The organism is Butyrivibrio sp., assembly GCF_015056685.1.
Classification (GTDB): domain Bacteria; phylum Bacillota; class Clostridia; order Lachnospirales; family Lachnospiraceae; genus Butyrivibrio.
This window is the reverse complement of sequence record NZ_SVFW01000027.1, coordinates 1-12,828: the sequence shown is the minus strand read 5'-3', so window position 1 is coordinate 12,828 and position 12,828 is coordinate 1. Positions and strand designations below refer to the sequence as shown.

11 protein-coding genes are annotated in these 12,828 nt (G+C 37.3%); all 11 read left to right on the top strand.

Features of this window, described 5'->3' with window-relative positions:
* The first annotated feature begins 2 nt into the window (after positions 1–2).
* The 11 genes from E7303_RS10700 (at position 3) to E7303_RS10650 (ending at position 12,790) form a co-directional block, all read left to right on the top strand.
* A complete protein-coding gene (locus tag E7303_RS10700) occupies positions 3–1,166 on the top strand; it encodes a hypothetical protein (protein WP_292145273.1) in 1,164 nt (387 codons plus the stop codon).
* 24 nt (positions 1,167–1,190) lie between these two features.
* Entirely contained in the window at positions 1,191–1,667 is a 477-nt protein-coding gene (locus tag E7303_RS10695) for a hypothetical protein (RefSeq protein WP_292145272.1), read from the top strand.
* A 434-nt stretch (positions 1,668–2,101) separates the two neighbouring features.
* Entirely contained in the window at positions 2,102–3,745 is a 1,644-nt protein-coding gene (locus E7303_RS10690) for a DNA/RNA helicase domain-containing protein (RefSeq protein ID WP_292145271.1), read from the top strand.
* 6 nt (positions 3,746–3,751) lie between these two features.
* Complete coding sequence (locus E7303_RS10685; protein WP_292145270.1) at positions 3,752–4,072, top strand: nucleotide pyrophosphohydrolase; 321 nt, start codon at positions 3,752–3,754, stop codon at positions 4,070–4,072.
* Between the two features lie 386 nt (positions 4,073–4,458).
* On the top strand, positions 4,459–5,217 hold the full coding sequence (locus E7303_RS10680) for a toll/interleukin-1 receptor domain-containing protein (RefSeq protein WP_292145269.1): 759 nt from the start codon (positions 4,459–4,461) through the stop codon (positions 5,215–5,217).
* A gap of 86 nt (positions 5,218–5,303) precedes the next feature.
* A complete protein-coding gene (locus E7303_RS10675; RefSeq protein WP_292145268.1) occupies positions 5,304–7,541 on the top strand; it encodes an MrcB family domain-containing protein in 2,238 nt (745 codons plus the stop codon).
* Positions 7,516–10,020: a restriction endonuclease-like protein gene (locus E7303_RS10670; protein WP_292145267.1), complete on the top strand. Its 2,505-nt coding sequence runs from the start codon at positions 7,516–7,518 to the stop codon at positions 10,018–10,020. The genes E7303_RS10675 and E7303_RS10670 overlap by 26 nt, the downstream gene beginning before the upstream one ends.
* A 9-nt stretch (positions 10,021–10,029) precedes the next feature.
* Positions 10,030–10,917, top strand: a complete 888-nt coding sequence (locus tag E7303_RS10665) for a GIY-YIG nuclease family protein (RefSeq protein WP_292145266.1) — start codon at positions 10,030–10,032, stop codon at positions 10,915–10,917.
* Between the two features lie 20 nt (positions 10,918–10,937).
* Complete coding sequence (locus tag E7303_RS10660; protein ID WP_292145265.1) at positions 10,938–11,267, top strand: nucleoside triphosphate pyrophosphohydrolase; 330 nt, start codon at positions 10,938–10,940, stop codon at positions 11,265–11,267.
* Positions 11,268–11,506: 239 nt separating this feature from the next.
* Positions 11,507–12,391 (top strand): hypothetical protein, encoded by an 885-nt coding sequence (locus tag E7303_RS10655; RefSeq protein ID WP_292145264.1) that lies wholly within the window; start codon positions 11,507–11,509, stop codon positions 12,389–12,391.
* Between the two features lie 30 nt (positions 12,392–12,421).
* Positions 12,422–12,790 (top strand): hypothetical protein, encoded by a 369-nt coding sequence (locus tag E7303_RS10650; RefSeq protein ID WP_292145263.1) that lies wholly within the window; start codon positions 12,422–12,424, stop codon positions 12,788–12,790.
* Positions 12,791–12,828: the final 38 nt, after the last annotated feature.

Genomic DNA, 12,828 nt, shown 5'->3' with positions numbered 1-12,828 from the left:
AAATGAAGTGTCCAAGTTGCGGCGCTGAGATTGGAGACAGCACAACTTGTGAGTTTTGTGGTACCCACATTTCTCTTGAGATGAAAAAGGAGCAAGAGCAGTTGAATAAAAAAGGCTGCCCAAAGTGTGGAAGTTCTAGTATCAAGTTTACTCGTGAAAACCAGGGAGAAATTCGTGGAAAAAATGCGAAGCAAATTGTTCATAGGACCGTAGGATTTTGCCAAGATTGCGGGCACACCTGGTATCCTGAATCTGAAGCAAATGAGGTTCCTAAAAAGAAAAACACAATTTGGTGGGTTCTTGGCTGGATATGTTTTTTCCCTGCACCTGTAATGGTCTTGATCTGGCGCAAAAAGAATACTTGGGATATCAAGATAAAAATAGCTGTGACAGTAATGTTTTGGTTACTGATATTTGTTTTGGGATCAAACAATAATCAGACTACAGATACACAAACAACAACTAATAATACTCAGATTGAAGAGACAAAAGAAACTCATATTTATGATAATGCTGAAATTGTAGATATGATGAGTGGTAGTGGCAAGAATAAGATTGGCACTATAACAGTTTGCCATGCAAATAAAGATGACTGTTCTGAAGAAATGTTGGCAGATTGGTATACTAACTTCGTGAAGAAAAATAGTGATTCCAAGTATCATGTTATCATTTACGATGATGTGGATAATAAAGGTGTATATTCTAATGGAATGGGATTTGTTCAGAAAGACATTGCATTGACAAAAGGTGCTGATGGAACTTATGAGGTTGGTGATGATGCAGGTTCAACAATGTATACAGTAAATGATGATGGCACTCTTGCTGTTCAAATTACTATGGCTGATGAATCTGTAGTTGAGCCAATAAAACAACAAGTTGATTCAATTATTCCCAATGAGTATAAAAATAGCGACATATATATGATTGATGTTGCTGGAGCAGAAGGTGAGTTGGATTGCAATATCACGCTTGTTTCAGATACATTTGAAAATGCTGATTTGCAGAGTTTGGCAGTTGATCTTGGCACGCAGGTAAAAGCGCTGGATTTAGGAATAAAGTATTTTTCTATAGTATTTCAAAAGGATGATTATACATTAACTGCAATATCCAGTGTTGATGACTTGAGTACACAAGAAGCTACAGAGATTACTACTAATATATTTTGATCATAAAAGAAAAGAGGTATAGTGATGAAGAAATTGAGAACAATAATCATTACATTTGCAATTCTTGTAAGCTTTGGTATTCAGACAAGTACTGTATATGCTGCTAGTGGAGATACTGTTGTTTATATCACCAAGACAGGTGAGTGCTATCATTCGTCAGGATGTAGTAGTTTGCGAAGAAGCAAAATAGAAACCACTCTTCAGAGTGCTATCGATAAAGGTTATAGAGCATGTTCAAAGTGTAATCCGGTTTCGTTGGATTCTTCAAGTCAGACAACAGCAGCAAAATCAACTACTGCGGTAGCAAATACCACAACCAAGACAACTGTCGATGCAGCGCTTGAGGCACTTAAAACATATAAAGGTAATAGTAGTGAGTTCAATGCATATGTATATTACATAAACAATGCTGATTTACAGACTGCAATTGGAGCTGATGGAGATAAGTTACTTAAGCATTATAATGATTATGGAAAGGCTGAAGGAAGAATAGCCAAGTAATTTAATAGGTATACTAATGGAGGGCTGAGTACACTACTTATGCCCTCTATTTTTTACTCTTTCAAGTTAATCCTAATACTAATACCCGAAAATAACTAATTTACTGTAAGATTTATATATGCAGGTATTTGAATTAAATAATAGAAAAAATGAAGCCGCTATATTTCCTGAATGAGGAAACATAGCGGCGTTGTTTTAGGGAGGAACCTTCGGATATTCTCCGAAGGTATGTGTGTTATGAAAAAGTATTGTTTTGTTTGGGTCAAGAAGTTGTGTTCTTCTTGATGGTTTTATATTATGACTTGTACTTTAACTGAAATTAAAAATGTTATGAAAGAATTATGAAGCAAAGACAAGCACAACTGCTAAGGAATAGTAAAAATGTAGTATACTGATTGTAACTGTTGTAGATAATACCTGCTTGGAGCGACTATATGATGGATACTACTAAGGATAATCTTTACATAATTACAAATCGAAAATTCCCCAGTGATAATTATGGGAATGATGATTATCTTAATAACTGGCCAATGCTGTATATTCTGGAGAATGAAAAAAAGGTATACATCGGCGAGTCTACGAATGTTGCCGAAAGAATGAAGCAGCATTATAACAATCAGGAAAAACGTGAGTTTAATCAGGTTCATTTTATATATTCTGACAGATTTAATCAGTCTGTTACTTTTGACTATGAGTCCAAACTTATTCAGTTTGTATCTGCAGATGGTAAATTCATAATCACAAATAAAAATGATGGTATCGCCAATAAGAATTATTTTAGGAAGCCGGACTATGACGATACCTTTGAAGAGTTATGGAATGAACTCAGGTCATTCAATCTCGCTGAGCATACTCTTGAGCAGATAAAAAATAGCGAGTTCTACAAGTATTCACCATTTAAAGAACTAAATAAGGATCAGAAGCAGTTAGCGGATGACATTATTTATGAGATACGTTCAGGGAAAAAGCTGCCAATTGTTGTGGAGGGACGCCCCGGCACCGGCAAGACGATTGTAGCAGTTTATCTTATGAAGTATTTAAGGGACTATCAGGATGAAAAGACTCATGAATATCCGTTCCGTAGTATGAAGATGGGACTTATCATCCCTCAGACATCACTGAGAGCAACCTTGAGAGGCCTTTTCAAAAAGATTGAAGGTTTGGCTTCAAAGGATGTTATAGGTGCATCTGATGCTGTGAAAGAGGGTTCCTGGGATATTCTGTTTGTAGATGAGGCGCAGAAACTTCAGGTAAGGCGCAGCATTGTGGGGTATCAGGCGTACGATAACAATAATAAAAAACTTGGACTTCCAAGTGATGCTACAGAGCTTGACTGGGTTCTTAAGATTGCAAAGACGCCCGTGTTCTTTTTTGATCCTGATCAGTTGTCCGGACCTTCAGGCACAACGATTGAAGTTTTTGAGAATAAGGTCAAACTTGAGCTTGGTAGGAGAAATCGTATTGGTGCGTATGTGGCGCATTTCTTAAAGATGCAGATGCGTGTAAAAGGCGGCGAAGAGTACATAAACTATGTAAATGATATTCTTCATGATGTTGATGTTCCAAAGAAGACTTTTACGGATTACGATTTCAAGATCTTTACTGATTTTGGAACCTTTAACAGGGAGCTGTATGTTAAAGAAAATGATATGGAACTCTGTAGAATGCTGGCAGGGTACGCATGGGAATGGAAGACCAAGAATGATAAAACTGCTTATGATATCGAGATTGAAGGAATCAGCAAGAGATGGAATCACTGCCTTAATAACTGGATAAACAGTGATGGTGCTCTTGATGAAGTGGGATGCATTCATACCAGTGCAGGATATGACCTTAATTATGCATTTGTTATTCTGGGAAAAGACATTAAATATGATGATGTTCGTCACAAGATATATGTTGATAGATCAAACTATTACGATAAACGTGGAAAGCAGTCCGCGACGGACGAAGAACTTGATCTATACATCAGAAATATCTATTACGTTCTCATGACAAGGGGAATCAGGGGAACATATTTGTATGTGTGTGATGAAAAACTTCGTGAGCATTTCATGAAATATGTGGAAAGGTTTTGAGGAATTATGAGCTTTAGTGATGTAAAAAGAGAAGTTGTAAAGTTTACTGAAGACAGAAACTGGGATCAGTTTCATACACCGGAGAATCTGGCGAAGAGTATTTCTATTGAGGCAGCAGAACTGCTTGAATGCTTTCAGTGGAGCCCTGATTATGATAAGGAAGCTGCCACAGAAGAGCTGGCCGATATCATGAACTATTGCATCCTTATGGCAGACAAAATGGGAATTGATATTGAGGATGCCATCATGGATAAAATCAGGAAAAACGCCGAGAAGTACCCAGTTGAAAAGAGCTATGGGAACAGTAAAAAGTATACGGAGTTATAAAAAATAACTTATGAGTGATGAAGCATATTCAAATGGAATAGTAAGAGAACCATTGTTTTAGACGAAGGCGATGTATTATAAATTATTATGAGGTATTTGCATGGGATGTGTTGCTGTAATATTCCTTACATTTACAATTCGGTATGATTTATTGCCACTTAACTCTTTGTCATAGTTGATACCATTTTTGAAGGAACATAATGTATTTAACTTGGAAACAGACCAGTCAACTGGGACTTCACTATTTATAACATCATTCGTAACAAAAGTGCCATTTGAAGCTTTATATGGTTTTCCTTGGTTATTGGGGAAATCATATTGCGAAAACCAATAATTGTATATCGTTTGAAGCTGGTGCACTAAATTATCGTTTTTAGGAGAATAATATGTCAAAATTTGAAGACGAATTAAATGCATTGCTGGAGAGAACTAAAGATATTAAGGCGCCTATCAATTGTGCAACATTGGGAACTAATATTGATGAATATAACAGACCTAGTGAAGATTGGCTCAATGATGTAGAAATTTTTTATAATAAATACCTAACAGAGCATGCACTTGGGCAGAGGATAAAAACGTTGTTGTTTCACCGTTCTCTTAGTGCATATAAAGATGTGGTTTCTTGCTTGACCAGTATCAGCAAAGATCATGATTTCATAGATAAGATGAACGGAATAGGAACTGTTGAAGTCCCTGCATATAAAGCTAAGATGATACCTGAATATGATGTGTTCCTTTCACATGCTAATGCTGACAAAGCAGAGATAGTTGATGAGTTAAATAATTCCCTTGAAATGCTTGGGGTAAAGGTTTTTTACGACAAAAAGAGTCTTGAGTGGGGCGACAATTGGAAGAAGCGTATTCTTGATGGTACAAAGAAGGCAGAGTTTGCAATAATAGTAATATCAGAGAACTTCTTTGATAGAGAATGGACCGAAAAGGAGCTTGGAGAGTTCCTAAACAGACAGAACAGAAATGGTCAGAAGCTGATATTGCCGATAGTTCATGGAATTACTAATGAAGATTTACGCAGTAAGTATCCGATGGTGGCAGATATACAAGCAATTGATTCTAAAGATTATACATGTGATCAGATAGCATTGCTATTTGCACGTCAGCTAATTCAGAGGTTGAAAGCTAATTAAAGAGTGAGGGATATGACTGGCTTTTACACAGAATAGATTTTTTTCCAAATATAAAATAATGGAAGCTGCAAAGCAGAGGAAGTAAAATGGATACATTTAATTCTTTAAATACCGATATACTCTCATCTTTCTACAAATACCTCGGTCCGGGTAATAGTCTTGGAGGTTATGAAAGGTCTTATAAGCTTGTATTCTACAAGTCTTATTTTGAGAGCATAAAAAGAGGAGAAGCCACTACAACAGAGCATATTGCTGAACTGTTCCGGGAGTATTACATAAATAGGATACGCCAGGGCAAAGTTCCTGACTTAAATGTTAGCAAGGCGATAGCAAATCCGGAGGAGAGTACTGTAAAGGATGCGCTCGATGTTATCCTTAAAAATCCTTTCAACGTGATTCAAAATAAGGGGTTCTTTAGAATTGAGAAGCAAGATGACCAAGACTGTTTCCAAATGGTTCCGGAATTAGCGTCGGCAATTACCAATGCTGAGATAGATAAGATCTTGGACATAGTTGAGCAGAAACTGAAATTGTACTATTCATCAATGGATAATGGAGCTAAGGGCAAATTGAGAGAAGTAATTGATAAGTTTCTAAATGGATATGTGGATGCCAAGAAAGGAGCTTTTACAGGAAGTCCTTTCGGTACATTTGTTAGGTCAGAGATTCCTAATGCCATTTACAATACAGGCCTTGTGGATCCGCAGAATTATCTGATAACCGGCAGTGTTGGGCAAGGTAATTGGGCGACAATCCCATGGATATGTATATTTGACCGCAGCATCACAACTACAGCAACAAAAGGTGTTTACATTGTATACCTGCTTTCAAAGACGGGAGAATCCTTATACTTAACATTTAATCAGGGCTGTACTGATATCAAGAATGCTCATGGTAAGCATGGTGCCATCAGGATCATGAGGGAAAGAGCTGCAGAAATTGTAGGAAGGATTGATAGCCGGGGATTTAACACGGATGAAGATATTGATCTTGGACAAGGGCTGACAGATTTAGGTGAAATGTATCAGAAAGGCACTATCTTCTATAAAGAATACAAAAGAGGTGCTGTACCATCTGAAGCAGAACTTCAACAGGATCTATCAAAGATGATGGATATTTACAGAGAATATGCCGGTGTTAAGCCAAAGACAGTAACTGATGTCACAAATGGAACCAAGGGAGAAAAAGATTTGTCTATCAAGAGTGATATAGAACAAATTAAAAAATACATAGCAGCTAAAGGCTTTAGCTACAATGAAGGCCTTATCGAAGACTTCTATTTGAGCTTGAAATCAAAACCTTTCGTTATCCTTGCTGGTACCAGCGGAACCGGAAAGACTCGCCTTGTGAAACTTTTTGCTGGGGCTGTTGGAGCTTATGCCAAGGAATCAGGCGGAAATGGCAGATTTAAGCTTGTTTCAGTTCGCCCTGATTGGTCTGATTCGACAGATCTTTTTGGACATACAGATTTGAACGGTAACTATATTCCTGGAGCTATTATCGATTTTGTAAAGGAGGCCAAAGAGAACAGGGAATATCCATATTTCCTTTGCCTGGATGAAATGAATCTTTCCAGAGTTGAGTATTACCTGAGCGACTTCTTATCTCTTATAGAAACAAGGACCAATGTTAACGGTGAGATTAAGACATATAAGCTGACCTTGGATAAAGCTGCGGAGAAGGATTATCCCGATCTTTATATCCCCGAGAACTTGTATGTTATAGGTACTGTAAACATGGATGAGACCACATTCCCGTTCAGTAAGAAAGTACTTGATAGAGCAAATACTATTGAGTTTTCTTATGTAGATCTTTTACCAAGCTTCTCATCTAATGCAGAGGCAGTAGCTCCACTCAACAAAGGAAATGATTTCTTTAAATCGCAGTATCTTGTTCTGGGTACAGATGTGAAGCCGGAGCAGCAGGAACTTGCGAAAAGAGTAAGTGCTGACCTGCAGAATATCAATAAAGTGTTGCAGCAGGCAAATGCGCATGTTGGATACAGAGTAAGAGATGAGATTGTTTTCTACATGCTGAACAATGACACTGCGAAGCTCCTAGACTATGATACCGCTTTTGACTATGAGATCATGCAAAAGATTTTGCCGAGGATCCAGGGAAGTAGCGAAGGCATCAAGAATATGATGTGTGACTTGTTCAAAATGTTTGCCGGCGATTATTCCGGTTTCAGCCAGAGCTATATTTGGAAGCAAATGGATGATTGTATCAATAATAAATCATGCAAATATAAAAATTCAGCTCAGAAGCTGTGCTACATGATGAGGAGATTCGAAGAGGATGGCTTTACTTCCTACTGGCTCTGATAAGTTATTAGAGATAAGCACTGAAAAACTGAATGTAGTCATCAAAAGTAGAAGAAGCTGGCAGGGAGATACTTCCAACCGGTCTTCTTCGCTTGTGCTTGATGGTAGGAATATTAAAGAAGTTAAGATCGCAGCGACAGAGGAGGATATTGAGTGTGAGAACTTTGATTATGCTCATTATGAATTTGAGATTCCTCCAATTTTTTTTGAGCAGACCGATTATGAGATCATCATAAAGAGCAATGATGGAAGTCAGCTCTCCTTTTGGAATGAAAACTCTTCTATCAAGGATAGAGTAGGATCTGCTTATGATGGAGATTATACTCTGTTATCTGGCGTTCTCAATTTTGAGAATACATGTGGCTATTCTGACTTTGAAATCTCTGCAGATGGCGTGAGATGTCTTACTATTCGGATAGAGGTATTCCCTTCTAAAATTACATACAAAGAAGATTATCAAAAGATGATCGATGACATTTCAGAGATGGTTTCTGAAGTGGCCATCGATTTTATGCAAAAGACATATCAGACTTTTAAACTCGGAGATAAGCAGAGTACTGTACTGTCTGTATATTTTCAGATTTTATCAGTCATCTTTAATGACTATATGAATGCGGTAAACAGGATTATCAGCGTTCCGCACCACAAGCTGATTACAGAGCATGAGGTTGTTCCGTATTACAAGGCAAAGAGGACCGACAAGACTTCTATCAACTGGCTAAGAAAGCGACAGGATAGGATGGTTATTTCTGATGGAGTAGTAGCTGCAGAGAGACTTCTTACAGCTAAGAAGCAGCTTACATATGACACTGAAGAGAACCGTTTTGTTAAGTATATACTGAGATCTACGGTAAAAAGGCTTGATGAGTTCATTAAGAGATACACAAGGTATGCCAAGAATGTAGCTGGTGGAGAGCCTGAAGAAAAAGTTATACAGGATGCGCAGCGTATGAAGAGGGATGTGAAGCGAGTTATGCATTCATCATTTCTTCAAGATGTTTCTGAGTATCATGCTGCTAAGAGCATGTCTCTTGTGTTTGGTATGGCTCCAGGTTACAGAGAACTCTATAAGTGTTACCTGATGTTAAGCAGAAGCCTTTCTGTTAACGGAGACATATTTAAAATGTCTGTTAAGGATACAGCTCTTTTGTATGAGTACTGGTGTTTTATAAAGCTATTTAGCATCTTAAAGAAAGAATACGAGCTGGTATCGCCGGATATAGTTAAGGTTGATAACAACGGAATAACTGTGACGCTAGTAAAAGGCCACAGATCCGAGGCACGATTTATCAATCCTAATACCGGTGAGCATATAACCCTTGTTTATAATCCTTCAGAGCAAAAGACACAAACCGTCAATCAGAGACCTGACAATGTACTTGAGCTTGAAAAGAGAGGAACCGACGTAGCTTACAAGTATGTATTTGATGCGAAGTACCGCATAGAGAAGGATCCTTCAAGCCCATTTTATCCTGATGATAAGCCAGGACCAAAGGTTGACGATATCAATACTATGCATAGATACAGGGATTCAATTGTATATGAGAATCGCGAATCCAAGTTTATGTTTGAAAAGACTATGTTTGGAGCGTACATTCTATTCCCCTATGACGACGAGGAACAGTACAAAAACCACAGATTCTATAAGAGTATAGAAACTGTAAATATTGGCGGACTTCCATTTTTACCTGGTTCCACCAAACTGGTGAGAAGCTTATTGGATGACCTTATCAGTGATTCCAAGGAATCTGCGTTTGAAAGAACAACGCTTCCTGCAGGTATAGAGGAGAAGCTTGCTAAGGTTGATTGGGATAAGAGAGAAGTGCTGATAGGAACTTTCAGATCTCCAGAGCAGTTCAAAACTTGTTATCAGAAGAAATTCTATTATGTTCCTAAGAGCATGGTAAGTGATGATAGACTGCCGATCCACTATGTTGCCTTGTATCAGACTAACAATAAGTTTGGAGATAAGGGCGAGATCAGGTACTATGGCGAGGCTATCCGTGTTGCTTTGGTAAAGAGATCATCTATAACAGAGGTGCCAATCAATCCAAGCAGAAACAATGGCGATGAGCCATACTACAGGATTACTGTCCGGGAGTGGAAGGATATTACTGATACTAATGAATCAGGTGAGACCATTAAGCCACTTGAGCAAGGTATGGCAATTGGTTTTACAAATATGTTTTTGCTTCAGCATAGCGATGTTGTCCCGGAGCTAAATATTAAATCTGAAGAAGAGTATAGATTTTATAGAGAACTCAAGCGTGCTTCTAAGGATGTTGATATTGCTGACGATAAGGCAAATATCGGATTTAAGCATGGGAATACATATTATGATTTCTATAACGGTAAAATTCAGGCTATTAGGAATGGGCGTATTATTCATGAATGCCTTATTGAAGACTTTGCTAAACGACCGGCAAGCTCTTTCAGATTGCTGCAATATGCAGTGAATGCGGGAAGTGTCACAAATTGAGGTGTAAAGATGGAGAACTATACATTTTTCTTATCTGATGTAATTGAAAAGACTGGGATTGATCATGATAAAATCGCACTAATCCGGCATACTCCTAAAAGTCATAAGAATTTTAGACAAGTATGGGAAGCGGGGATGGATTGCTTTGAAGAATATCAGAAGATCCAACCTAAAAACTATTTTCATGGCAAAGAGTATATATTTTCTTTTGTTGGTGAAACTAAATCTACAGCAAGGTTTATAGCTGTTTACAAGGTCAACGCTAGTAAAAATTTAAGTGTGTCAGATGTGAATCCTATATATTGGAAACGATTTGGAAATATTCATAGCAAAAAGGATGATTATTTTTATGATCTTGAGAAATTGAATATTTTGGAGGATTTGCAAGATAGGCTAGTAATCGATTATGGTGGCACAAGGAATATTGTGCATGTAAATTGGAATACCATTGCGAATAAGCCTGTTGTTGGTATCAGTAGCCGAGTGTTTGAAGGTTGCGAAAATATCATATGGCGCTTTTCAGATTTAGAGAAATATATTGGGCATGAAGAAATATATGGTGATTTATATACAGCATTGTCGTCGGTTAACGGCGTATATCTAATAGTTGATACTGTTGATTTTAGTCAATACATTGGTTCCGCATATGGCAGTGATGGTATTTGGGGAAGGTGGAAGGATTACCTCAGGACAAAAGGCACGGGCAATAACAAAAAATTGAAGGAGCATTTGGATAATAACCCAGATAGGTATAAAAGCCTTCAGTTTACAATACTTGAGACAATTCCGCGTACTGGAAATGAAGGCCAGGATAAGAAGTTTGCTCAACAACGAGAGGCGTGGTTTAAGAAAAAGTTGATGACTCGTAATGAGGAAACGGGGCTCAACATGAATTGAGTTACAGAAGTGGTAGGCGTATGGGAATAAAAGAGTATAACAAGCTTGTAAGGGATAAGATTCCAGAAATAATAGAACAGGACGGTAAGACATGTTCTGTGCGAGTTCTTAATGATGTGGACTACCTTAAGGCTCTTGATGCTAAATTGGATGAGGAACTAGCAGAATATCATAAAGACCAGAATATTGAGGAACTGGCAGATCTCCTGGAAGTATTGTATGCTGCTGCAGAGGCGAGAGGATTTACAATTGAAGAACTGGAAAGAATAAGACATGAAAAAGCAGAAAAACGTGGGGGATTTCATAAAAAAATATACTTAGAAACGGTTTTTGAGAAAACTATAGATTAATAATTCTGCTGACATGCAAGATATAAGTGTCATCGAGCAGAAACTGGATGTTGTTTTTGGTAAAGTGCCGTAATTTAAAGGAAATATTGGTTGAAGATAGCTATATCAAATACTGTTTTATAATGGTAGGATATCAAATGCTGCGTTGGTTATTGATCTATGTCTTGAATTGGCATGAGTAAATAAAATAAATATAACAACATTAGTACATAAACAAAAAGACTAGGAAAGGATTGAATATGAGTAATAAGAATAAGAAGGTCAAAAAGAGCAATGTAAGCATGGTTATTAACGAAGATGTTAAACAGGAAAGTAAAGAGTATCGCGAAAATGGCGGTAGTGAGCAGGGCCAGGATAATAAAGCAGAAAAAAGAAATGATTTTTCTCATAAGAAAGAATCTAAAAAGGATAACAGACAAGATAATAGAAAAGATAATAAGACAGTAGAAGTGTCAGAAAATAAGCAGGAAGAGCAACTTGTTGGGAATCCAATAGAGAGTCCTGTAGAGAAGAGCAGAAATGAACAAGAAAAAAAGCCTGTTGATAACGGCACTGTTACTACTGATAAAGATGCTAATGCAGAAAAGGAACAAGAGATTGAAACAGGTAAGCCTGTAGCTCGAATTAAGGAAGATGTAAAGCAAGACATTGCTTCTTCAGATGCTACCGCTGAAGAAAAGCAAGATAAGAGACCAGCATCTATTTCTCTTAAAGATAAGAGCGAACAGTTCAAGAAAATAATAGATGTAGCACTTGCATTTGAGAAGGTTGAGATAGAAAGAAATAGGCTAAAGAGAAAAAACAAGGAATTAACAGAAGAAAAAGCAGAATTAAAGAGGGGAATCGAAGAGGTAACAGTAAAGTTCGCAGAAAAGCAGGAAGAGATAGATAAACTCAAAGCTGATGTTGAGCATAGAAATGAGGTAATAAATATCGTAAAAGCAGACAAGACAGAATCTGCCCAGGAGTTTAAAAATGCACTTGGAGCATCTTTGAAGTCTTTCCATACAGATTTTGAAGAATTGAAAGCTATGGAAATGTCTAATGATGTAGGTCTTGCTATTGTAGATACTTTGGAGAATGTGTTTAAAGTACTAGAAAAGAATGGTATTACAATCAAATAATTAAATATATGTATTGGGAGAAATGAAGAGTTGTTAGTTAAGAAGTATAAGTGGATTGGAATTGATTTTGGAACAACAAATAGTGCATCTATTTCCTTTTTGGATGAGGGCAATTCTATTGGGAGATATGAGCACGGAGATGATCAGGGAACGCCTTTTCCATCTATAGTTGGGATAAATAAAGTAACTGGAGAAATTATTACAGGAAGAGACGCAAAAAATAGACGTCTGGAGCTTTCAGAAAATTACGAGTTTTTTACATCAATAAAAACTATTATTGATAAAGATGAATATTACGATGTTGCAGGAAGAAAATGGACGCCTGTAGCATTAGCTACTGAAATTCTCAAAGGGTTAAAACCTGCGCTCCCGCGAAATTATACCAAGGCTCTGGTATAAATCGTTAACAGTTACTACCGCAAATCCTTGATATTACT

What these genes read in the sequence shown, in the direction of transcription:
- E7303_RS10700 (WP_292145273.1), top strand. Translation starts at nt 3, where the DNA reads ATGAAGTGTCCAAGTTGCGGCGCTGAGATTGGAGACAGCACAACTTGT.
- E7303_RS10695 (WP_292145272.1), top strand. Translation starts at nt 1,191, where the DNA reads ATGAAGAAATTGAGAACAATAATCATTACATTTGCAATTCTTGTAAGC.
- E7303_RS10690 (WP_292145271.1), top strand. Translation starts at nt 2,102, where the DNA reads ATGATGGATACTACTAAGGATAATCTTTACATAATTACAAATCGAAAA.
- E7303_RS10685 (WP_292145270.1), top strand. Translation starts at nt 3,752, where the DNA reads ATGAGCTTTAGTGATGTAAAAAGAGAAGTTGTAAAGTTTACTGAAGAC.
- E7303_RS10680 (WP_292145269.1), top strand. Translation starts at nt 4,459, where the DNA reads ATGTCAAAATTTGAAGACGAATTAAATGCATTGCTGGAGAGAACTAAA.
- E7303_RS10675 (WP_292145268.1), top strand. Translation starts at nt 5,304, where the DNA reads ATGGATACATTTAATTCTTTAAATACCGATATACTCTCATCTTTCTAC.
- E7303_RS10670 (WP_292145267.1), top strand. Translation starts at nt 7,516, where the DNA reads ATGGCTTTACTTCCTACTGGCTCTGATAAGTTATTAGAGATAAGCACT.
- E7303_RS10665 (WP_292145266.1), top strand. Translation starts at nt 10,030, where the DNA reads ATGGAGAACTATACATTTTTCTTATCTGATGTAATTGAAAAGACTGGG.
- E7303_RS10660 (WP_292145265.1), top strand. Translation starts at nt 10,938, where the DNA reads ATGGGAATAAAAGAGTATAACAAGCTTGTAAGGGATAAGATTCCAGAA.
- E7303_RS10655 (WP_292145264.1), top strand. Translation starts at nt 11,507, where the DNA reads ATGAGTAATAAGAATAAGAAGGTCAAAAAGAGCAATGTAAGCATGGTT.